The sequence below is a fragment of the Nocardia panacis genome, assembly GCF_003598715.1.
Classification (GTDB): domain Bacteria; phylum Actinomycetota; class Actinomycetes; order Mycobacteriales; family Mycobacteriaceae; genus Nocardia; species Nocardia panacis.
On sequence record NZ_QZFU01000012.1, the window covers coordinates 44305 to 66494 of the forward strand.

22 protein-coding genes are annotated in these 22190 nt (G+C 65.8%); 9 read left to right on the forward strand and 13 right to left on the reverse strand.

Features of this window, described 5'->3' with window-relative positions; translation table 11 throughout:
- Nucleotides 1-54 precede the first annotated feature (54 nt).
- From D5S18_RS03980 to D5S18_RS04000, 6 genes are all read right to left on the reverse strand, one after another.
- Nucleotides 55-2940 (reverse strand): Z1 domain-containing protein, encoded by a 2886-nt coding sequence (locus D5S18_RS03980; protein WP_120038117.1) that lies wholly within the window; start codon nt 2938-2940, stop codon nt 55-57.
- Nucleotides 2941-2942: 2 nt separating this feature from the next.
- The gene (locus D5S18_RS03985; protein WP_120038119.1) at nt 2943-3938 is read right to left on the reverse strand and encodes a PD-(D/E)XK motif protein; all 996 of its coding nucleotides are present in this window, start codon (nt 3936-3938) and stop codon (nt 2943-2945) included.
- Nucleotides 3935-5440, reverse strand: coding sequence for an ATP-binding protein (locus tag D5S18_RS03990; RefSeq protein WP_120038406.1), 1506 nt, complete (start codon nt 5438-5440; stop codon nt 3935-3937). The genes D5S18_RS03985 and D5S18_RS03990 overlap by 4 nt, the downstream gene beginning before the upstream one ends.
- A gap of 258 nt (nt 5441-5698) precedes the next feature.
- Nucleotides 5699-5872, reverse strand: a complete 174-nt coding sequence (locus D5S18_RS34735; RefSeq protein WP_158607791.1) for a hypothetical protein — start codon at nt 5870-5872, stop codon at nt 5699-5701.
- A 610-nt stretch (nt 5873-6482) separates the two neighbouring features.
- A complete protein-coding gene (locus D5S18_RS03995; protein ID WP_120038121.1) occupies nt 6483-6794 on the reverse strand; it encodes a WXG100 family type VII secretion target in 312 nt (103 codons plus the stop codon).
- A complete protein-coding gene (locus D5S18_RS04000; RefSeq protein ID WP_120038123.1) occupies nt 6791-7132 on the reverse strand; it encodes a WXG100 family type VII secretion target in 342 nt (113 codons plus the stop codon). The genes D5S18_RS03995 and D5S18_RS04000 overlap by 4 nt, the downstream gene beginning before the upstream one ends.
- Nucleotides 7133-7364: 232 nt before the next feature.
- On the opposite strand from D5S18_RS04000, the gene D5S18_RS04005 reads away from it, so the two are divergent.
- Entirely contained in the window at nt 7365-8834 is a 1470-nt protein-coding gene (locus tag D5S18_RS04005) for an MFS transporter (RefSeq protein ID WP_203236580.1), read from the forward strand.
- A 42-nt stretch (nt 8835-8876) separates the two neighbouring features.
- Here the strand turns inward: D5S18_RS04005 and D5S18_RS04010 are convergent, their stop codons facing one another.
- Nucleotides 8877-9302 carry an HIT family protein gene (locus D5S18_RS04010; protein ID WP_120038125.1) on the reverse strand — a complete coding sequence of 142 codons (426 nt, stop codon included), beginning with the start codon at nt 9300-9302 and terminating at the stop codon, nt 8877-8879.
- Between the two features lie 16 nt (nt 9303-9318).
- Nucleotides 9319-9696, reverse strand: a complete 378-nt coding sequence (locus D5S18_RS04015) for a PH domain-containing protein (RefSeq protein ID WP_120038127.1) — start codon at nt 9694-9696, stop codon at nt 9319-9321.
- Nucleotides 9697-9854: 158 nt separating this feature from the next.
- Between D5S18_RS04015 and purD the strand changes: the two genes are divergently transcribed.
- The gene (gene purD, locus D5S18_RS04020; RefSeq protein ID WP_120038129.1) at nt 9855-11138 is read left to right on the forward strand and encodes a phosphoribosylamine--glycine ligase; all 1284 of its coding nucleotides are present in this window, start codon (nt 9855-9857) and stop codon (nt 11136-11138) included.
- A gap of 122 nt (nt 11139-11260) precedes the next feature.
- Here purD and D5S18_RS04025 read toward each other — a convergent pair whose 3' ends face one another.
- The gene (locus D5S18_RS04025) at nt 11261-12199 is read right to left on the reverse strand and encodes a M23 family metallopeptidase (protein ID WP_120038408.1); all 939 of its coding nucleotides are present in this window, start codon (nt 12197-12199) and stop codon (nt 11261-11263) included.
- A 53-nt stretch (nt 12200-12252) separates the two neighbouring features.
- On the opposite strand from D5S18_RS04025, the gene D5S18_RS04030 reads away from it, so the two are divergent.
- The 5 genes from D5S18_RS04030 to D5S18_RS04050 all read left to right on the forward strand — a co-directional run bounded on the left by D5S18_RS04030 (nt 12253) and on the right by D5S18_RS04050 (nt 17282).
- The gene (locus D5S18_RS04030) at nt 12253-13422 is read left to right on the forward strand and encodes a pyridoxal phosphate-dependent aminotransferase (RefSeq protein ID WP_120038131.1); all 1170 of its coding nucleotides are present in this window, start codon (nt 12253-12255) and stop codon (nt 13420-13422) included.
- Between the two features lie 140 nt (nt 13423-13562).
- Nucleotides 13563-14195 (forward strand): TetR/AcrR family transcriptional regulator, encoded by a 633-nt coding sequence (locus tag D5S18_RS04035; RefSeq protein ID WP_120038133.1) that lies wholly within the window; start codon nt 13563-13565, stop codon nt 14193-14195.
- 6 nt (nt 14196-14201) lie between these two features.
- Nucleotides 14202-15623 (forward strand): adenylosuccinate lyase, encoded by a 1422-nt coding sequence (gene purB, locus D5S18_RS04040; RefSeq protein ID WP_120038135.1) that lies wholly within the window; start codon nt 14202-14204, stop codon nt 15621-15623.
- Between the two features lie 147 nt (nt 15624-15770).
- Complete coding sequence (locus D5S18_RS04045) at nt 15771-16187, forward strand: HIT family protein (protein WP_120038137.1); 417 nt, start codon at nt 15771-15773, stop codon at nt 16185-16187.
- A gap of 141 nt (nt 16188-16328) precedes the next feature.
- A complete protein-coding gene (locus tag D5S18_RS04050) occupies nt 16329-17282 on the forward strand; it encodes an alpha/beta hydrolase (RefSeq protein WP_120038139.1) in 954 nt (317 codons plus the stop codon).
- On the opposite strand, the gene D5S18_RS04055 is transcribed toward D5S18_RS04050, so the two are convergent.
- Nucleotides 17271-17933 (reverse strand): response regulator, encoded by a 663-nt coding sequence (locus D5S18_RS04055; RefSeq protein ID WP_120038142.1) that lies wholly within the window; start codon nt 17931-17933, stop codon nt 17271-17273. The two genes, D5S18_RS04050 and D5S18_RS04055, sit on opposite strands and share 12 nt — an antisense overlap.
- Nucleotides 17930-19129 carry a sensor histidine kinase gene (locus D5S18_RS04060; protein WP_120038144.1) on the reverse strand — a complete coding sequence of 400 codons (1200 nt, stop codon included), beginning with the start codon at nt 19127-19129 and terminating at the stop codon, nt 17930-17932. The genes D5S18_RS04055 and D5S18_RS04060 overlap by 4 nt, the downstream gene beginning before the upstream one ends.
- Nucleotides 19130-19277: 148 nt before the next feature.
- Here D5S18_RS04060 and D5S18_RS04065 point away from each other — a divergent pair, with 148 nt between their 5' ends.
- Nucleotides 19278-19511, forward strand: coding sequence for a hypothetical protein (locus D5S18_RS04065; protein WP_120038146.1), 234 nt, complete (start codon nt 19278-19280; stop codon nt 19509-19511).
- Between the two features lie 18 nt (nt 19512-19529).
- Here the strand turns inward: D5S18_RS04065 and D5S18_RS04070 are convergent, their stop codons facing one another.
- Both D5S18_RS04070 and D5S18_RS04075 read right to left on the reverse strand, forming a co-directional pair.
- On the reverse strand, nt 19530-20585 hold the full coding sequence (locus D5S18_RS04070; RefSeq protein ID WP_120038148.1) for a DUF2330 domain-containing protein: 1056 nt from the start codon (nt 20583-20585) through the stop codon (nt 19530-19532).
- Nucleotides 20586-20646: 61 nt separating this feature from the next.
- Nucleotides 20647-21735, reverse strand: coding sequence for an alkene reductase (locus tag D5S18_RS04075; protein WP_120038150.1), 1089 nt, complete (start codon nt 21733-21735; stop codon nt 20647-20649).
- Nucleotides 21736-21784: 49 nt separating this feature from the next.
- Between D5S18_RS04075 and D5S18_RS04080 the strand changes: the two genes are divergently transcribed.
- Complete coding sequence (locus D5S18_RS04080; RefSeq protein ID WP_120038152.1) at nt 21785-22156, forward strand: MerR family transcriptional regulator; 372 nt, start codon at nt 21785-21787, stop codon at nt 22154-22156.
- Nucleotides 22157-22190: the final 34 nt, after the last annotated feature.

Consider the following 22190-nt stretch of genomic DNA (forward strand, 5'->3'; position numbering starts at 1 on the left):
TTCGGTCAAGGCGAGCACAGCGGGTCGATGGCACGGAGGTCGAACAGCGACGTCCTAGTCCGTATCGACGATCGCGTACTTCGGCATCGCGCGATTCTTGACTCGGTACAGCAAGGGGTTGCGGTCTTTGGGTGCCGCTGCGCGCGGGAGTCGGAGACTCAACGCCATGACCACGCCCTGGGGGTAGCCATCGTCCGCTATCTCCTCTTCTGTCGCCGTCTTGTCGATAACGGGATAGAGAAGCACGAATCCGATGTGTTCGGTCGCCGCGACCTGAAGATCGCATGCTGTGCGATGCAGACTATCCGCGTTTCCTCGGATATGACCGTTGGGATCGATCACTCGGCCATGAATGGAGTATTTTCCGACTCCGCGAATATTGACCTTTGTTCGGTTCTTTTGTTGCGGCATGACGATCTGCCATTCGCGTACTACCTCATGTGGAAGTGTAGCGATCCACGCCAAGTCCGCTGCGAAATGTTTCGGGTCCTTCCAGGTCAGTTTCTTCAGTACTTCCACCATCTGTTCCTGGGTGACCAGGCCGGTCAGTGCATCGAACGGCCGACCCGTCGTCGGAAACTGGACGCTCGTCTCGGCCGCTTGGAGGAGCGGGATGCAAGCGTCGATATTGGCGTCCAAAAGCGCCTGATTGTTTATCGCGGGGTAGCCGGAGCTGGGCTCCTTGGACAGCGTTCTGCGCTCAACGAGTTCGGCGTTCCGCATCTTGTTCGGCGCGGTCGGCCGAAGTCCATGCCGTGATACCAAGGGCTGGACATCCTCCGGTGTTACGGTCGGGCGGCCATTCACCATCGCCGCGTACTGCCGCAGCTCCGCGCGGAAATCCTCTTCGTCCCAGCACGCGGCCTCGAGGGCGTCGCGCACCGGGGTGGTGATGAACAGTCGCACAAGGTCTCGGTACCCCGGCCGGAAACCGAACCAGCGGCCCATCTGCATGAGGGCCTCGGCGTGCCCGGCATTCCGCGAGTAGTAGGTGACGGTCAACCCTTCGACGGTGAAGCCGCGGGCCAGTTTGTTGCCACCGACCAGGATCCGCCATACCGGCCGCTTGTCGAAATCGAGTTCCTCCTGCTCGATGTCCTTCTCGCTATTGACAATCAGCACAGGGGCGCCGTTCGGTGCGATCTGACGTGCGGCCCGGCTGACGTGCGGGGCGAGCTCATCGAAGGAGCCGGGCATTGGATCGCCGAACTTCAACGCGTCGGTCACAGGGGCGAAGTCCTCGGTGTACAAGGTGCGCAGTCTGCTGAGTGCGCTGCCGGTGAGGTATCCGCTGGTCCGCCATTTGTCGCGGATCGCGTCCGCGCGACTGCGGTGTCCGTCCGTACGCATCGTCTCGTGGACCAGCATCGTGTGATGTCGGAACGCGCGGGTGTACTTTTCAGGGGCGATCTCTTGTCGGAACAGCTTGATAGCCCCCGCCAAAACGAACGAGTCGAGCGCGTTCTGGAGTTGTCGCTCATCCTCGGCGTCCTTGTTCTTATTCCGTTCGTCCGGAATTCTCAGATGGGCCTTCTCCGCCGAGTTGGCGAAGGTCTTCTCGTTGTCCGGAATGGATGAGTCCATGTCATGGAAGTCCGAGGCTCCCATGTATCCCAACGGCCGCTCCAGTGCGATCAGATAGTGTTTCGGGAAGATGTCTTCCGCATCGTGCGGATCGACGAAGACGTTGGCAAACGGCGTCGCGGTGTAGCCGACGTACTGTGCGCGGGGAAGCATGTTGATCAGGTTGGATATGTGCCTATTGATCGCGGTGCGCTTCTTGTTCTCTGCTGTCCAGGTCTTCGGGTCGGTTGTATTGATGGAGGCCTGGTCCGACTCGTCGTCAATGATCAGTGCTGGGATGTCGGCGAGCCGGTCCCCGGTCGTCTTGAGATCTTTGACCATGTTGTTCAGGACGGAGCTGTTCTTCTTGACGATGATCAGTCGGGCGTCACTGGTGTACAGGTTGTCCGGATGCCAAAGAGGCTTGGTTCCATCGCGTCGCTCGAATTCGAGTGCGGGCAGGCCTTGTTGGAGCTTTCGGTAATCGAAGTCCCTGGTAGTCATCCGGTGGATATCGGGGCGGCCCACCTCTGAGGGCCGGACACCATGGCTGACGAACCTCCCTTTTGCCCAATCCTCATCATCGAGATAGTCGACGCGTTGGCGTACGGTCTCATCGGACTCGTCCGCGCCCCGTAGCACGTTCTCCCTGCCGACCAACTCCATATCCAGTCGGCGTTGCGTCTGTTCACGCAGCATGTTGGTCGTTCCGGTCATGACGATGATCAACCGGTACCCGGCGTCTATGGCCTTGGCGATGACCCCGGCAAAGTTCGCGGTCTTGCCACTCTGCACGTAACCCACGACTAGACCTTTGGTCCGGCCCGGCTTCGGTCGTGCGGGATCGATGAGGCGCTCGACGACATGGTTCGTCGCACGGTCGAGATCATGAATCGAGCCTTCACTCCAGCCGCGGTCCTCGCGAAGGTAGTTCTCATAGTGCGTCCAATAGAACGCCCGATCACGCCGTATCTCGTCGCTGTACCACGGATCCCAAGGCGAGGCGATGACTGTCGGGCCGCACTGATGGCTGATCGGGAAGTGCTGGGCGAACTCCTTGGCCGTGAGCTCGGAAAGGCCGAGTGCGGCGATGATCGTCGCGCGACGCTCCTCCGTGTTGGCCGATGTCTGGTTGGTCCAGGGGTTGCCGTCTTCGGGTGCGTTGTCCCACCTCGCGATATTGAGGTGCAGAGCCCTGCGGAGCGGGTCATCCGTCGCGGCGGCCGCTACGTACTCCCGCATCCGATCCTCGGACGCGTCAAGGGATGGATCGAGGTCCTCGGCTTCGATCAGTGCCCGACGGACCAGGGCCCTGGGCGCGTTGTTCGCCATGCCACGAATTGCGGTGCTGTATGCCTCGGCGAGTGCGTTGGTCATAGTCATCCTTCGAATTCGATGGCCAGGGAGACGATTTCGGGGACCGGCTGAGTGGTTGTGAGTCCGTCCAGGTTGATCCGGTACTTCACATCGGGGATCCGACCCATCGGCACCCAGTCGGTCCGGATGGCGTCCGGCGTCAGACGTGGGAAGTCGCCGGTCACGGCGTGCGGGACGCTCGGGGTCCGCCTGGTCCAGACGGTCGAGAGCTGGTCCCTGACAGCTTCATACCAGCCGGATCCGACAAGTTGGGTCTCGAACGTGTCGAGAAGGGCATCGTCGGACACCTGACTCCGGACGATGTCGACTAGCTCGGGGAGCGTCCTGCCGGCTCCTGTCCCTGCCGGAGTGATCTGGTGCGAGACGACCCACAGGGGTCGCGCGCCGGTCGGCATCAATTGGGTGAGCGACTCGATCCAGTGTGTACGCCGCTCACTCGACGTCGTCTTGACCTCGATATCGAGTTCGCGCAGCCCGAAGTCGTGCTCTTCGGCATCCCCGCCGCGCCAAGCCCGCAGCGCGTCTCGTGCGCCGAGAGGACCGAAGAGCCCACCGAGCACCAGCAACTCGCCGAACAGTCCGACTTCACGCTCACGGGAGAGCTTCTCCGGGGAGAGGAGCAGCGTCGATAGTTTCGCCAGCGTCGCGCGCAGGGCGACCACCGGTTTCATTCCATCGAGCTGCACACGATCGATCATCGCGCACAGAACCGGATACGCGTCTCGGAACAGAGCTCCGTTGGTCACGACGACTTCCAAATACCAGTGACCATCAAAAGTGGTCACCCGCGTCGCGATGTTGCTGAGACCTGTCCCCGGTGCCGCGCTGACAGAGGGGATCTCGATACGAAGACCGAGTTCCGGCGTGATCGGATTGATGAAGACGCTGGCCGCGGGTGTGCCGAGAACAGGTAGAGTCATCGGAACCTGATTGTTGACGTACTGGTCGAAACCCTCTGCGGACAGGTGGCGTCCATCGACTGAATGGTTCTCCGTCACTGTCGTTCCGCCCGCGCCGCTGCTGTGAGGATGGACTGCCACATCTCGATGTTGTCCTTATCCTTCTTGCCGAGATACTCGCCTTCGAAGACGTTCGCGACCAGGAGGTACAGCAGGGACTTGACCAGCGGGACATCGTTGAGGCCGCCGTGTTTACCGCCGAGCAGCATCTTGCGGTATCGCTTGTTCAACCAGAGGGTTTGTGTGTCCCGGTCGATTCGGAAGAACGCGTCATCGATGAAGTCATCCCAGCGTATTGCGATGAGATCCTCACCGCGGACTGCCGGGATCTCATTCTGGATGATGGTGCGCACACGGGGCGGCAGGCCCTGTCCGGGATGGATCATCGCTGTCCGTTTCGACACCCGTGCCTGCGACTTTCGGAACAGGCCTTCCGCGACCTCGAGATATCCGCGCAACGTGGTCCCGTCGTGCGCGCGGGCGGTCGCAGCCAAGCGTGCGAACTCGGGGCCGGTTTGCACCCGTGACTTCTCCGGGTTCATCTGGAACAGGCCGCCCATGTCACCATCGATATCGACTTCGACGCGAGCCAGCTTCAGCCGGCGATCCAGTGCATGGACTCCATCCCACCCGCCCGACTGCAACAGGCGATCACGGCGGTAGAAGTACAGGCCCTGATGGTCGTCCGAGCGATCAAGGAGACGATACTGGGGAAGGTTGGACGGTTTGGGCCAAAGGTGGCAACGGAATTCGACTCGATGCCCATCCATTTCGGCTACCAGCGTCTTCGGGTAGTCGTCCAACCCCGACCGCGGATAACCGAAAGGATCCAGTGCGTCCACCGGGACTTTCGTTCCCAGCAAAGCGTTCTCGACGTTCAACACCTCGACGTCGATCCGGAGGCGACCACCAGCGAGAAACCTGTGGAAGGTCAAACCCAGGTGCTGGCAGGTCAGGGTGATCGTCCGGTCCAGATATGTCTCGATCTGCACGGTGTCGGTGGTCACGGGGAACGCGGAGACGTCATCCCAGCGGATCAGTGTGCCGCTGTTCGCCGAGTCGAACGGCCAGTCCTTGTCGAACTCCTCGGCGACGAACGACGACGTGACCACATCACAACGAAAGTCACTGCGGGACACGATATCCGGCCGCCACCGTCGTCCGACCGGCTGCTGACCAGCAGCGCGGGACATCACGGTCAGGCTTTTGGCCTGGCTGAAGGAGGCAGCCTTGAGCCCCAGACCGAAATGGCCGAGATCGTTGCCGCTGTACTCGCGCTTGCCCCCGATGGTCATCGCCGTATTGAGCGTCTCCGCCGTCATCCCGCGTCCGTTGTCGAGGACATACACGGCGACGAGCCCCTGTTGGGAGCGGATGAAACGGATCACGACCCGAGTCGCCTGTGCATCGACAGCATTGTCGACGAGGTCCGCGAGCGCGGTCTCCAGCGAATGGTTGCGACCGATGGAATCCAGCACCCGCGGATCAGGAGGCAGCACGATGCTGCTCTCCGTTGGCACTTCCTGATTCCACTCGACCACGTACATTCCCCTCGCTCGACCGACATTCGCACAGCTACCAGTGCATGTCGGGGAACCACTCTCCCGCTCGTACCCACCGATATAGCTCCGTGGAAACACTCCGTTACGGAAGCTTAGTACTCCAGCATCACTTTGTGACGTAGTCGCGGCGCAGGTGCGGCGCTTCCTGCTCGCGAAGGCGATTGGGCGACAAGGTGATCCGCGCGAAAGGCTCCCTGCGGTGAGCGGGATGTCCTGGCTGGACGGTACCGCCTGCACCTATCCGATGCGGCGGTATTTCAGCCAGGATCGAAACTTCGAGTGTTGGCGGCAGGCTTCACCAGCGATCACCCACCGCGCCTGCTCGCCCGCGTCCAGTGCACGGGCGAGCGCCTTCTCCGCCGGCGTCGTCTTGGTCGCGACTTCGACCTCGTCAAACACGCTCGTGCCCATCGAGATTGGGTACCCGCTACACGCGGCTGGGTGCACCTGGTGGGTGTACCCACATCAGGTAGCCGGCCTCGCTGGACTCGAGTTGCCGCGTCTTCGGGATGACGTGAAACGTCGCCCGCCCAACCGACGCCCATGCGGGGCTCAGCCCGCAAATAGCAATTCGAGCCCGGCTCGGTCCGCAATCGGCAGCCCTAGGGTGGCTGATTCCCGTTCGTCCGCAGTCAGCGCTGGTCTTGACGGGCGGGTTCATGCCATGTCGCCGCAAAGGCGCATCAGAGGTTGATTTGAGGGACTTTGGCGGATCGTCGAGCGCTGAACCTGGCCCGGACATTCTGGTCCGAAATTCTTGACAGGCAAACCGAAATACAATGCTCGCGCATGCGGTCCAGCACGGCTTGAACCAGCAGATTCCTTCTCGAACCGTGGGGCATTGCTTAGCGGGATTTCCGCGTCAGATACACCCGCTTGAGTGGGTGCCTATCAACAATGTGTCGAGAGCGATGGCCGCGCGGATATTTGAATGCTTCAAACGCGCGCGAATGTTCATACGCAAACGAAGGGGCCCTGCGGATCGATAATTGTCGGCGTCATAAACGCTCCCCGAGAGGCATCAGGTGTTCCCGTCGCGACGGAACAGTCGGGAATTTGCGTTGCCTGCCTCGGAATAGGAGGTGTGCGCGGTTCGCGCGCCCGCGCTGATGTCCCGTATTCCCTCGCCGAGTTCTCGCGCGCCAACCATCAGTTGCGAATGCGCTTCATGGTATGCGTCGGCCGCGACACCGGCCCATGTTCCGCTCTTCAATGTGGCTACGCGGGTATCGATGCTATCGATATTCTCGGCGATGTACTCGGCGAGGCCGGCGAGTTTGGCGACTATTCGATCGAGATGGTCGAGGTCGACCGAGAACGGCGAGTCGGTCATAACGGCGGCAGATCGAGGCCGGAGGTGCCGAGAAGTTGAGCCGACGAAGTGTCTTGTGCACGGTATGTCTCGGCGGTGATACCGAGCTTCTCGGCCATGCTGGTCAACGCGCTCGAGATCTGTGTGCCGCCATCATGGATCTCACCCCAGCCCGTGCCGAATTGAGCCGCCGCCGTTCCCGTCCAGCCGGTGTTGACCAGTGACTCGACTTCGCGTCCGGCGGAATTCAGCGCGGTACGAATCGCTTCGGCGAGTTCGTACACAAAACGCCCTACCGCCTGCGCATCGTCGGGAACCACGGACAGCGACGGCAGGCCACTTCCCCCAGTATTGCTCACACCAGTGAGTGTACTGCTCCGCCGCAGCCGGATCCATCAGCTACTGTCACGTGAAGATCCTGTGTAACAACATAATTCGCTGATCATGGACCAGCGTTGAGGCTCGGCCTGCTGCTCGGTTCGGCGGTATCGGAGTGTGTCGATACCCGCTACTCGCGGCCGGGTGCACCTGGTGGGTGTACCCACATCAGGGGGCCGGCTGTCGATGGCTATGGGCTGCAGCCTTGTGGGCATGATGCGAAAACCCGCTCGCTCGACCGACTTTCGCGCCCGGCTCGGTCTGCTGGTCGTCCTCGGTCCGGCGCTGCTGGTCTCGATGGACGGGTCCATCTTGTTTCTCGCTATGCCACGGGTCAGTCAGGTGCTCGATCCCAGTGCCGACCAGGCGCTGTGGATCCTGGACAGCTACGGATTCGCCGTCGGCTCACTGCTTGTCGCGTTCGGCGCTATCGGCGACCGCCATGGGCGACTGAAATTGCTGATGGCGGGTGCGATCCTATTCGGCGTCGGTTCGGCTGCTGCCGCCTTCGCGCCGACACCGGGGCTGCTCATCGCGGCCCGCGCCCTGATGGGGATCGCGGGTGCGACCTTGCTGCCCTCGGCCTTGGCGGTGCTGAGTGAACTGTTCACCGAACCAGGGCGTCGGGCACGGGCCATTGGTATTTTCGCCGCCGTGTTCGCCGCAGGTTTCGCGATCGGTCCCGTTCTCGGTGGTGTTCTCCTGCAACGCTTCTGGTGGGGATCGGTGTTTTTGATCAATCTTCCCGTTATCGCGGTATTCGTGTGCTGCGCACCCGCTGTGCTGAAGGAAGTGCGCTCGGGCCGGCCCGGACCGCTGGATCGGGTGAGCGTGGTGACCTCGGCGATCGGCCTACTGCTGACGGTCTACGGGCTCAAACACGTCGCGGCCGAGGGCTTGTCGGTATCGGCAGTCCTCGCGGGGATCGCGGGTATCGCTTTGCTCGCCTGGTTCGGTGTCCGGCAACGCCGCCTGGAACACCCGCTCATCGACTTCGCGCTGTTCCGCGATCGGGTCTTCACCGTCGCGGTGATCACCGGCCTGCTGCCCTTGGCCGCGTGGTCGGCGACTGCCTTTCTGACTGGGATCTATCTTCAGTCCGTGCGTGGCATTCCGGTCCTACGGGCCGCCTTGCCGGCACTGCCGGGAGCCATCGTGCTCACCATCACCTGCGTCGTAACCCCGGCCGTGGTCGAGCGTGTCGGCAAACGAACCGCCCTGCTCACCTGCCATCTGACCATCGCCGCCGGGCTGTCGCTGCTCCTACCTCACCACCAGAACAGGCGGGATCGGCTGGTATCTCGCCGCCACGCTGATCGCGGGCATCGGATACGGGATCTGCTTCGCGGTCGTCGCCGATACCGCGGTCGGAGCGGCCCCACCCGAGCGGGCGGGCGCGGCGGGCGCCATCGCCGAGACCAGCAACGAGATCGGCAACGCCATGGGAATCGCCCTGCTCGGCTCGCCGGCGACCTTGCTGTTCCGGCTGCGCGGCCCCGACCTCGCACCGACACTGCCGGAAACGCTGCACATTCCCGGCCTGTCGGACACACTCGTAGCCGCCGCCGAGTCCGCCTTCCTCACCGGCCTGCATGTCGTCGCGGCCACGGCCGGTTTGCTGCACTTGCTACTCGCCCTCGTTGCCTTCCGCGCTCCACGAACGAGGTCGCGACTGCCCGATAACGCAACGGGCGCACCGACAAACCGGTGCGCCCGCCACGAGGATCAGTCGGGAATGTTCGCCGAATGCCCGAGGTCGCGCAGCGCCTGCTTGATCCGAGCCTGAGCATCGTCGAGGGACGCCGGATCCGGATTCTGCTCGGCGTTGGAGATATTGAAATCGTTCAGGGTGAAGGCGGGGAAGACGTGCAGGTGCAGATGCGGGACCTCCATACCGGCGATGAGCAGGCCGGAGCGGGGCGCGTCGAAGGCGGTGCGGACGGCCTGGCCGATGATCTGGGCCACGCCGGAGATGCGGGCGAAGGTGGCCGCGTCCAGATCCTGCCACTGATCGATTTCCTTGCGCGGCACGACGAGGGTGTGACCGGGGGTGATGGGATTGATGGTGAGGAAGCCGACGAATTCGTCGTCCTCCCACACGAATCGGCCGGGAAGCTGACCTGCGATGATCGCGCTGAAAACGGAAGCCATGCCCGCAGGCTACCGCTCAGCCCGCTACGAAACCCGACAGCAGGCCCTGCACCTCGTAGATATCGACCTGCCGGTTGAATCGTTTGCGCACCGGTTCGTGCGATCCGGAGATCCAGATCGTCAGCTCCGCGTCCAGATCGAACGGACCCGCCGTCTCCACCGCGAAATGGGTGACGGCCCGGTACGGGATGGAGTGGTAGCTCACCTTCCGACCGGTCACGCCCTGCTTGTCGATGAAGATCAGTCTGCGGTCGGTGAACAGGATGGCGTCGCGGACCAGCAGGTACGCGGCATGCACCCGCTCGTCCGGCCCGAGCAGCCGCGCGTACTCGTGCCGCGCCTTGTCCGAATCGATCCGCCCGGCATTGCCCATCAGTCCGTCGATCAGACCCATACACCCTCCGCCCATTCAGAAAGCGGGGACGCGGGCGCGCCCACATCCCTTGTCCACCAACCCATCATCCTCCGACGAAACCAGTGGGTGACGAACCCCGTGGCGGATTTCGCGAGGACCCCGCAGCGGCAAGGAACCCAGCACCTAAGCTGTTGCGCGTGCGCGTACTCGTGATCGGATCCGGAGCCCGTGAACATGCCCTCGTCCTGGCGCTGCGCCGGGACCCGGCGGTGCGGGAACTGTATGCCGCGCCGGGCAATGCGGGCATCGCCCAGCATGCCGAGCTGCGGCCGGTCGATCCGAGTTCGGCCGAGGCCGTGGCGGCGCTGGCCGCCGACCTGGCGGCGGATCTGGTCGTCATCGGTCCTGAGGTCCCGCTGGTGCTCGGCGTGGCCGACGCGGTGCGGGCCGCCGGTATCGCCTGCTTCGGACCGTCTGCGGCGGCCGCGCGCATCGAGGGTTCCAAGGCGTTCGCCAAGGATGTGATGGCCGCGGCAGGCGTGCGCACCGCGCACAGCGAGGTGGTCGACAGTCCGGCCGAACTCGACGCCGCCCTGGACCGCTTCGGCCCCACCTGGGTCGTCAAGGACGACGGGCTCGCCGCGGGCAAGGGTGTGGTGGTCACCTCGGATCGGCACGCGGCCCGCGACCACGGCGCGGAACTGCTGGAACAGGGTCATCCGGTACTGCTGGAATCCTTCCTCGACGGCCCGGAGGTCTCGCTGTTCTGCCTGGTCGACGGGGAGACGGTGGTGCCACTGCTGCCCGCGCAGGATCACAAGCGGGTCGGTGACGGTGATACCGGCCCGAACACCGGCGGTATGGGCGCGTACACGCCGCTGCCGTGGCTGCCCGCCGAGACGCTGGCCGCCATTGTCGAGGAGGTGGTGAAACCCGTTGCCGCCGAGATGGTTCGGCGCGGTTGCCCGTTCTCCGGGCTGCTCTACGCCGGTTTGGCGATCGGTCAGGCGGGTCCGGCCGTGATCGAATTCAATTGCCGTTTCGGCGATCCCGAGACCCAAGCCGTGCTCGCCCTGCTGGACAGCCCGCTCGGCGAACTGCTGTACGCCACGGCCACCGGGACTCTGGCCGCGGTGTCCGCGCCGCGGTGGCGGTCGGAGTCGGCGATCACGGTGGTGGTGGCGGCGGAGAACTATCCGGGTCGGCCGCGCCTCGGCGATGTCATCACCGGCGCGGGCGACGGCTCGGTGGATGGTCCGTCGGTGGTGTTGCACGCGGGCACCGCGCAGCGCGAGGACGGCGCGCTGGTCTCGGCCGGTGGTCGGGTGCTCAGCGTCGTCGGTATCGGCGCGGATCTCGCGGCGGCGCGCGCCGCCGCCTATGCGCGTGTCGCGGGGATCAAACTGCCCGGTAGTCACTTCCGCACCGATATAGGACTCGCCGCGGTCGAGGATCGCATCGCGGTCCCGGTCGCGCGTTAGCGGCGCTGCCGGCGTCGCGGTCCGCAAACCTGCGCACGGCCGGAGCGAAAAGGGGCCGCATAGCGGGCGCTGCCTGCAAACCCGCGCACGGCCGGAGCGAAGGCGGAGGTGCGCCTCGACCTTCAGCTATAGGTGAGCCCGTGCAGCGCCAACCACTGCGTCGGGTCCACATGCTGACCGTTGATCACCACCTCGAAATGCAGGTGCGGGCCGGTGGAATCGCCGCGATTGCCCATGCGCGCGATCTGGAGGCCCGCGGGTACCCGCTCACCCACCGAGACGAAGAAGTCGTACATGTGGCCGTAGACGGTGATGGCGCCGTCATCGTGGCGAATCCGCACCCATAGCCCGAAACCCTGGGCCGGACCGGCATCGATGACGGTGCCGTCGGCGACGGCGTAGATCGGGGTGCCGATGGCATTGGCGATATCGATCCCATTGTGAAAGGCGCCCCAGCGCGAACCGAAACCCGAGGTGAATATGCCTCGGGTCGGCAGCACGTAGGCACCGCCGGGCAGGACCACACCGGGTCGCGCGCCGCCGGACAGCCACGGCTGATATTCGCCCGCCGCGGCGGCGGCTGCCTCGGCCTTCGCGCGTTCCATGGTGTCGCGCGCGGCCGCGGTGACGACCTCCTGTTCGCGCAGGCGCTCACCATTGGCTATGGCATTCAGATACCGGCGCACCGAGGGTTGCTCGGCTTGCAGCAGCAGCGGGTAGGCGACCGGAATACGCTGCGCCACACCGGGTTGCACCGGCCCGGTCGCGAGTCCGGCGAATGGGGCGTCGGCGGCGGCGAACAGCGCCGTGATGCCGAGTGTCGCCAAAACGACGCGGTGTCTGCGCAATAGCGCGAGGGACTGCCTGCTGTCCGGGCGTTTGGCGAGGACTGCCCGAATCTGCTGCCGGGTAGGTCTTTTCCGCGCCAAAGCGCGGATCTCCTCGCCGCCGGTCAGTTGCCGCATCCAGCCGGACGGCGGACGCGCCGGGGCGTGGGGGAGTGCGGCATCGGATCCGACGCCGCGACGCTGGGCAACCGCTCGGCGAGCCATGTCAAGCATTGCGCCGACCATATCCCGGACTACGGGCGAGCGCGTGCTCTACCGTCAGTCGGGTGTCCAAAGAATCTCGCCGATCCACCATTCCCCAGTTCTACGTGATGGATGTCTGGAAGGCGGCGGCCGAACGCGCCCGCACCCACGGCGATGTGCTGGTCCTCGCCGCCGGGCAGCCGTCCACCCCCGCCCCGGCCCCGGTGCTGCGCGCGACCAAACAGGCCATCGAGTCCGAATTGCTCGGCTACACCGAGACTTTCGGCATCCTGCCGCTGCGCGAGGCCATCGCCGCGCATCACCGGGAGACCTACGGCTACCCCGTCGATCCGGACGATGTCGTAGTGACCACCGGATCCTCCGGCGCGTTCTCGCTGATCTTCTTGGCCGCCTTCGATCCCGGCGACACCGTGGTGGTGGCCCGCCCTGGCTACCCGGCCTACCGCAATACCCTCACCGCACTGGGCTGCGAGGTCCGCGAACTCGACTGCGGCGCCGAAACCCGCTTCCAACCCACCGTGGCCATGCTCGAGGCGCTGCCCGAACCACCCGCCGGACTCGTGCTCGCCAGTCCGGCCAACCCCACCGGCACCATGATCGCCCCCGCCGAACTGGCCGCATTGGCCCGCTGGTGCGAGGCGCACGGCACTCTACTCATCTCCGACGAGATCTACCACGGCATCACCTACCAGGACGCGCCCGCCGACGGCGGCACCTCATCGGCGTGGGAGACCTCGCGACGCGCCGTCGTGATCGGCTCTGTCTCCAAATACTTTTCGATGACCGGTTGGCGGTTGGGCTGGATGTTGGCCCCCGCGCACCTGCGTCCGGCGCTGCAGCGGCTCGCCTCGAACCTGACGGTCTGTCCGCCCGCTATTTCCCAGTATGCGGCGCTGCACGCCTTCGGTCCGGAGGCCAAATCCGAACTGGACGGTCATGTCCGGCGCTACGCGGTGAACCGGCGTTTGCTGCTCGATGGCCTGCCCGAACTCGGAATAACCGATCTAGCCCCTGCTGACGGCGCGTTCTACGCTTACGCCGATATCGGCCATCTGACCGACGATTCGCGAAAATGGTGTGCGCAGGTACTCGAACACACCGGTGTCGCGCTGGCGCCCGGACTCGATTTCGATACCGTCAACGGGCACCGAACGGTGCGCTTCTCATTTGCCGGATCCACCGCCGACATCACCGCCGCCCTCGCGCGCCTGGCAGACTATCTGAAATCCTGATCCCGCTGTCCGGCAACAAGTTTGCACACTTCGGCACCGGAGGGGCCGCGATGCGGTAAAACAACGATGGTTGCTTTTTCTTCCTGATTTCCTCCCTGATTTCCTCTGGATGAACTGATGACGACTGGCACGATGGCACGGTGATCACCGCGACGACCCCGAAAGGCGAACGGCGTCGCCAGGCTCTGGTAGCCGCTGCCGCCGAGTTGCTACTCGAAGGCGGTTTCGAGGCGGTACGGCACAGATCGGTTGCCACCCGCGCGGACCTGCCACTGGCGTCCACCACGTACTACTTCGAATCGCTCGACGACCTGATAGCCAGGGCCGTCGAATTCAGCGGCAACGCCGAACTCGACGCGATGCGCCGCCGGGTCGGCGAGGTGAGCCATCGCCGTCGGGGCGCGGAGGCCACGGTCGAACTGGTACTGGATCTGCTGGTGGGCACCGACGGGCACGACGAGCGGGGCAGGCTCATCGCCCGCTACGAGCGCTCGGTGGCCTCGGCGCGGCATCCGGAGCTGCGCGAGGTACAACTGCGATTGCGCCAGCAACTCGACGAGTTGCTGGCCGATGTGCTGCGCCGCTCGGATCGTGCGGTCCGGCCCGAGCAGTTGCGCAGACTCACCGCGGTGGTCGACGGCGCGGTGGTCGCGGCACTGAGCGAGATGGACTGCGATCCGCGGCGGATGGCGCGCGGGGCGCTGCTCGAGGTCATCGATATCGTCGCGCCCGCGACGCCACAGCAAGCGGATCGGTTCCGGGCACTAGACTGACCGGCCGTGACCGTGATCCCCAATGTCCTCGCCACCCGGTACGCCAGTCCGGAACTGGTGCACCTGTGGTCGCCGGAGAACAAGATCGTGCTCGAGCGCAGGCTCTGGCTCGAGGTGTTGCGGGCGCAATCCGAACTCGGCATCGAGGTGCCCGCCGGTGTCCTCACCGATTACGAGCGGGTCCTCGACAAGGTCGACCTGGCCTCGATCGCCGAACGCGAGCGCGTCACCCGCCACGATGTGAAGGCCCGCATCGAGGAGTTCAACGCGCTGGCCGGGCACGAGCATGTGCACAAGGGGATGACCAGTCGCGACCTCACCGAGAATGTCGAACAGTTGCAGATCCGGCTGTCGCTCGAGCATGTGTACGCGCACGGTGTCGCCATCGCCGCGCGGCTCGGTGAACGCGCGGCCGAGTATCGGGCGCTGGTCATGGCGGGGCGCTCGCACAATGTGGCCGCGCAGGCCACCACCCTCGGTAAACGGTTCGCCTCCGCCGCCGACGAATTGCTCATCGCGCTCACCCGGTTGCGCGAACTGATCGACCGCTACCCGCTGCGCGGTGTCAAGGGGCCGATGGGCACGGCCCAGGACATGCTGGACCTGCTCGGCGGCGATCCGGCCAAATTGGCCGCGCTGGAGGAGCAGGTGGCGCGGCATCTCGGTTTCGCCACGGTATTCACCAGTGTCGGCCAGGTGTATCCGAGGTCGCTGGATCACGATGTGCTGTCCGCCCTGGTGCAGGTGGGGGCGGCGCCGTCCTCCTTCGCGCACACCATTCGGCTCATGGCCGGGCACGAACTGGTCACCGAGGGCTTCCAGCCCGGTCAGGTCGGCAGTTCCGCGATGCCGCACAAGATGAACACCCGCTCCTGCGAGCGGGTCAACGGGTTGCAGGTGGTGCTGCGCGGTTACGCCTCGATGGCGGCGGAATTGGCGGGCGCGCAATGGAATGAGGGCGATGTGTTCTGCTCGGTGGTGCGCCGGGTCGCGCTGCCGGACGCCTTCTTCGCCATCGACGGCATGATGGAGACCTTCCTCACCGTCCTCGCCGAATTCGGTGCCTACCCGGCCGTCATCGCCCGCGAACTCGACCGCTACCTGCCCTTCCTCGCCACCACCCGCATCCTCATGGCGGCCGTGCGGGCGGGTGTCGGCCGCGAGACCGCGCACGAGGTCATCAAGGAGCACGCCGTCGCCGTCGCCCTCGCCATGCGCGAACAGGGCCGCGAACCCGACCTCCTCGACCGCCTCGCCGCCGACCCCCGCCTCCCTCTGGACCGGCCCGCCCTCGACGCCGTCCTGGCCGACAAATCCGCCTTCATCGGCGCCGCCGAATCCCAGGTGGACACGGTCCTGTCCCGCATCCAAACCCTCATGGACCGAAACCCCACCGCCGCCCACTACACCCCCTCCCCAATCCTCTAGCCCCCGAACCGAATACCCACCGAAAGCTCGCAACCCGACTGCCCACCGTCTGGTGAGGAGTCGGGTTCACTTCTCCCGGCTGGTGCCGAAGGACGGCGCCGACTGTCGTCGATCCGGTCGAAGTGCTTGCGTGGGTTAGGGTGCGGTGTGGATCCGTACAGCATTTTCGGGGAGATCGTTGCGGGGCGGGCGGCGGCGAGTCGGGTGTACGAGGACGATGATGTGTTGGCGTTCATGGATATTCGGCCGTTGACGCCGGGGCATCTGTTGGTGGTGCCGAAGGTGGCGGCGCGAAGTCTGGCCGAGTTGGATCCGGTTGTCGGGGGGAGATTGTTTCAGGTGGGGCAGCGGTTGGCGGCGGCGTTGCGGGTCAGTGAGGTGGCCTGTGACGGGGTGAACTTCTTCCTGGCCGATGGGGTTACCGCGGGGCAGGAGGTTTTTCATGTGCACCTGCATGTCATTCCGCGCACGCCCGGTGATGGGTTCGGTTTGCGCGCCCGTCCGACCAGTCCGCCGCGCGCCGATCTCGACTACCTCGCAGGCTCCATCCGCGCCGCGCTGTAGCGGTCGTGCCGCCCGCCGAGGCGGCGCCGAATACCGACCCGGTGGTTTGCTGGAAGAGTGCTCATATCGTGAATTGGCGTTGCGGTGGGTGCGATATGGGTTAGTTTGATCCTCTTGGTATGCGGTGATGGAGGTGGGGACATGCGGCGTATGAGAGTTGCTCTTATTGTGCTGGCGGTGGCGCTGGCGGGGCAGGCGGTCGGACTGGCAGGGCGGGCGAGCGCGGCGCGGCTGGTGAATATCGAGGAGTTGAGTCCCACGCGGTCGGCGGTGTTCATCGATTCACCGGCGATGGGGCGCACGATTCAGGTGCAGGTTCTGCATCCGGCCGGGGGCGGGGGAAGGCCGAGCTACTACCTGCTTGATGGGTTGGATCCCGGTGTCGCGCAGAGCACTTGGACCAATGCCACCGATGCGGAGCGGTTCTTCGCGGGTGAGCGGGTCAATGTGGTGCTGCCGCTGGGTGGGCAGGCGAGCTATTACACCGATTGGCAGCAGGATGATCCGCGCTTCGGCCGCTATCAGTGGGAGACCTTCCTGACCGAGGAACTGCCGCCGATCATCGACGCCGCGTTCGCGGGCAATGGCGTCAACGCGATCGGCGGGCTGTCCATGGGCGGTATGGCGGCATTGACGTTGGCGGCGCGCAAACCGTGGCTGTATCGCGCGGTCGCAGGCTACAGCGCCTGTCCCGATCTGGGATTGGCCGCAGGTCCGATGCTGTTCTCCATCGCCAACCGCGGCGGCGGCCCGTTGAATATGTGGGGTCCGCCGGGTAGTCCGGCCTGGGCCGAACACGATCCGGCGCGACTGGCGGATCGCCTGCGCGGCAAGACGATCTACCTGTCCACGGGTTCGGGCCTCCCCGGCCAGCACGAGACGGAGATCAAACCCCAACTGCCCGAGAACATTTTCTTCGGCGGCCCGATCGAGACGGGTGTCAACGCGTGTGTCGCCGCGTTCGACCAGCGACTGCGCGCCCTGTCCATCCCGGCCCGAATCGACTACAACCCCACCGGAACTCACTCCTGGTCGTATTGGCAGGACACCCTGCACGCCTCATGGCCGACGCTCGCCGCAGCGCTAGGCGTCTAGATCGGCATTGAGCACGGTGATGGCGATCTGCACCCGATTGTCGGCGCCCAGCTTGGTGAGCAACCGGCTGGTGTAGGACTTCACCGTCGCCACGCTGAGATGCAACTCCTTGGCGATATCGGAGTTGGGCAGTCCGCGCCCGATGGCGTGCGCGATATCGAGTTCCCGCTCGGTGAGGGTGGCCATGGCGCGCCGCGCGGTCTCGCGCACCGAGCCTGCGGGTCGCGCGGTGGCCACCGAGATCAGTTGCGCCGTCACACTGGGGGAGAGCATGGGCCGCCCGGCGGCGACCTGTTTGACGGCGGCGACGATCTCGGCGGGCGGGGTGTCCTTGAGCAGGAACCCGCAGGCCCCGATGCGCAGCGCCTGCAGCACCAGTTCGTCGGCGTCGAAGGTGGTGAGCACCAGGACTTTCGGCGGTTCGGGCCGACGCATCAACTCCCGTGTCGCCTCGAGTCCGTCGCGCACCGGCATGCGGATATCCATCAGCACCACATCGGGGCTGCGCGCCCCTGCCATCGCCACGGCCTGGATGCCGTCGACGGCCTCCCCGACGAGTTCCAGTTCGGGATCGCCGCCGAGTATCAGCGCCAGGGCGGAACGAACCAGTGGGTCGTCGTCCACCACGATCACCCGGATCCGGCGCGTCACCGCGGGCTCCGTGCCAGGCCCACGGGCCAGGGCAGCACCGCGCGCAGCCGGAATCCGCCCTCGGTGTCGGGGCCGTAATCGATGCGTCCGCCGATGAGTTCGGCGCGTTCTCGCAAACCGAGCAGACCGTAGCCGGAAGGTGTCGCGCGCCGCGGATGTTCCGGTGCGGAATTGTCCACCTGGATCACCAGGTCGCGGCCGGGACCGCCGTCGATGCGGACCCGGACCAGCGCGCCGTGCGCGTGTTTGCGCGCATTGGTCAAGCCCTCCTGGGCGATGCGGTAGGCGGTGCGGGCGCTGGTGGCGGGCAGTTCATCGGTGGTGTTGTCGATCATGGTGACTTTCATTCCGGCCGTGCGGGCCTCGGCGACCAGGCGGCCGAGGTCGGCAGGCGTCGGTTGGGGCGGTTCGGGTGTGTCGCCCGCGGTGTCGCTTGCGCGCAGCACCCCGAGCACTTCGCGTAATTCCTCGAGCGCGAGGTGGGCATTGTCCGCGATTGTCTGCGCGGTTTCGGTGATCTGTTCGCGATCGAGGTCGGTGCGGTAGCCGAGGACGCCCGCGTGCATGGACAGCACCGAGATGCGGTGGGCGAGCACATCGTGCATCTCGCGGGCGATGCGGTGGCGTTCGAGCAGTCGGGCCTCGGCGGCCTGCGCGTGCTGGGCGCGTTCGGCGGCCTCGGCCCGTTGCCGCAGCGACAGCACCAGATCGCGTTGGGCGCCGATGGAGATACCGATGGCGACGACGGTGATGACCTCCGCGACCTGCACGATCGGTCCGGACCACGCGGGTTGTCCACCGGGATGGAACGGATAGAACAGGCTGTTGGTCAACAGACTGGTGCCGAGTCCGGCGAGCGCCACCGCCACCGTCTCCGGATAGCGCCGTCGGGTGGCCAGCGAGCACAGCGTGAGGATGACCGCGCCCTCGGCCGCGACGGATGCGGTGGACAGCACCGCGACGGTGGCGGCGATGGTGATCGGGAAACGCCGGCGGAAGGCGGCCAGCGCTATGCAGGTGAGGCCGATGAGCGGGTCACCGATGCGGTACCACCACCGCAGCGGCCCTTCGAGGATCACATTCGCATCGCCCGCGACGGCGGCGAAGGCCGCGACCCCGACACCGGTCGCCAGTGCGAGCCGCCAGCCCTGCTCCCACCACGAAAGTGGTGGCGCGCTGGGTAGTTCGGCGGTCATGATCGCCGACGATAGGCCCGCGTCGCGGTGCGCGCATCGCCCGCCGAGGTGATTCCCCTTCGCCGAAAGTATGAGTGGCACGCAACTGATGGACGCTGCCCTCGAGTTGCGGGCGGACCACCATGGGAGTCATGGACGGGAACCGACGATGACCAGGTGGTGGTGGACCGCCGCCCAGTTCGTGGCTCTGACGCTGACGATCGTCGCGGCGCAGGCGGCGATCCGCCTGCCCGCGCACGTGGCCGATGCCGAGGTGCGCGCGCTGCCCGCGCTGCTGCCGGGCGGTTGGGTCGTGCAGGAGTTCGGCCTGCTGACACTGGTTCTGCTCGGTGCGGTGGTGGCGGTCCTGGCGTATCGCCGAGTGCGTTCCCAGGATCGGTGAATCGACGCCGCGCGGTGCTCAAGCCGCCCAGTAGTCGCCGCGTCGCGGGCGGTTGGGTACGAAGACGAAGATCAGCGCGAACAATCCGACCGCGCCGAAGGCCGCGAAAAGGATGATCCCGCCGGGCATGCCGAGGATATCGGCATTCTCGACTCTGTCGACCCGACTGCGGAACGGGGTGTCGGTGGGGGCGTCGGTGAAGGTGAGATCGGTGGTGATGGTGCCGGGGATATCTATGGCGATCTGGAGTGCGGTGAGGTAGTCGCGTCCGCCTGCGCTGAGCGCGCGCAGGTCCGGATCGGTCGGGTCGGTGATGCGGTCCGCGAATTCCAGTGTCTGCCGGTGCTTTCCCGCATCCGGGTCGGAGCGTTGCATGCGGTGCGCACCGAGGAGGAAGAGTTCGACGGTCTGCGGTGCGGTGGCGGCGGCCGACATGCGCATGGGGTAAATGAGCCGGTCGGTATCGAAGACGATGCGGACCGGGTCGACCGCGCCGCTGAGCGGCCGGTCGCTGGTCAGGCGCAGCGCCACGAACGACCACCCGTCGCGCAGATAGGAGGTCATTCGGTCGGCGACCTGGGGCGTGATTTGATACCCGTTGTCGCCCAACCATTTGCGGATGCCCGTCAGATCGCCGCCGGACAGTGTCGCGGCCTCGATCGGTCCGAGCCGCACCCGATCGCGGACGGCGGGCACGCCGGATTTGGGTGCGCCTGTCTCGCCGTCGACTTCGGCGAACCAGCGGTAGCTGGTGCGGACCTGCGGTGCCGTGCGGGCCGCCAATTCGGTGAAGGTGTCGGGGGCGGCGGCGCCCACGGTGGCCGGGGTCGGTGTCGGCACGATCAGTGCGGCATTGTCCGCGCCGGTGCGCAGCGTCAACTGCATGATGAGCGTCTCGCGGTGACCGTCCCAACTCGCCAGCGCCGCTTCGCGGTGCACGGTCGCCGCACTGCCCGCGGCGGCGCCGGTGAACACGCCACCGCAGGCGGCGGCGGGTGCGAATCCGCCGATGCCCGCACTGGCCACCAGAATTGCCGCGACCGCGCCGAGCCGCGCGCCGATGCCGAACCTCATGCGCGGCACACTACTGCCGAATCCCGCTGCGCGGCTTGCGAAATACCTTCTGGGCCGCGGATCACGGCACGGGGACGGCCTGTTCCGACCAGCGCGGGTAGTCGGTGTAGCCCTGCGCCGTCCGCCCGTACAGTCCGTTCTCGCGGATCGGGGCCAGCGGCAGGTCGTGCGTAATCCGTTCCACCAGATCGGGATTCGAGATGAAGCCGCGACCGAAGGAGACCAGGTCGGCGTGTCCGTCGCGCAGTGCCTGTTCGGCCGCCGCGCCGGTGGTCGGCGTGCGATTCTCCCCGACATTGGCAATGAGGGTGCCGTGCCAAAGGGGCCGCAGATCGGCCAGGGCCGGGTAGTCGTCGTTGTCGGTGAGATGCAGATAGGCCAGGTTTCGGTGATCCAATTCGGCGACCAGCGCCCGGTAGAGCGGGCGGGGATCGTGCTCGCGCATATCGAACTGCGGATTGCCGGGGGACAGGCGAATCGCGGTGCGTTCGGACCCGATCGCGGCGGCGACCGCGTCGAGGACCTCCAGCGGGAACCGCATCCGATTCTCCGGCGATCCGCCGTACTCGTCGGTGCGCAGGTTGGTGTTGTCGGCCAGGAATTGGTGCAGCAGATAGCTATTGGCCCCGTGCAGTTCGACGCCGTCGAAGCCCGCCGCGATGGCATTGCGGGCCGCCTGCGCGAATTGGTCGACGATGACCGGCAGTTCGGCGCGGTCGAACGCGCGCGGCACGATGGGGTCGGCCTTGCCGCCCGCGATCAGGTGCGGACGTTCCGGATCGGCCACCGCCGACGGTCCGGTCGGCCATGATCCGTCGATCCGTCCCAGCGGGTGATTCTTGCGGCCGCCGTGCATGAGTTGGGCGAAGATCCGTCCGCCCGCGGTATGCACCGCGTCGGTGACCCGCTGCCAGGCCCGCACGTGCCCTTCGGTCTGCAGGCCGGGCACCCACGCCTCGCTCTGTCCGGTGGTGTGCGGCCAAATGCCTTCGGTGACAATCAATCCGGCCGCGGCGCGCTGGGCGTAGTAGACGGCGACGTCCTCGGTGGGCGACCCGTCGGGCAGCGAGCGCAGCCGGGTCATGGGGGACATGACGATGCGATTCGGAAGCGTGAGAGCGCCATTGCGGTAAGGGGTGAGAAGCTGCATAGGCGTACGCTAAAACCTGACGCCAATGTCAGGTCAAGAGGTGAGATCCATGCGTATCGGAGAACTGGCGCAGCAAACCGGGGTGAGCGTCCGCTCGCTGCGCTATTACGAGGCGAAGGGCCTGCTCAGCTCGCCGCGCACCTCGGGAGGTCAGCGCGACTACGACGAGACGGCTATCACACGGGTGTGTCGCATCCAGGAGATGTTCGCGGCCGGGATCAATAGCGACACCATCGGCGAACTGCTGCCCTGCATCCACGACACCGATGGCACGCCGAATGCCGCCGCCACCCCGTTCCTGGTCGACAAGCTCACCGAGGAGCGCGAGCGCATCGCGCAGGCACTCGCGGATATGCGGCGCACCGCCGAGGTGCTCGACGGAGTCCTCGCGGCGGCCCGCGGTTCCGCAAGCGGTGGGTAAGGGCAGGTCGGAGGGGTCCGCGCGCGCCGATGCG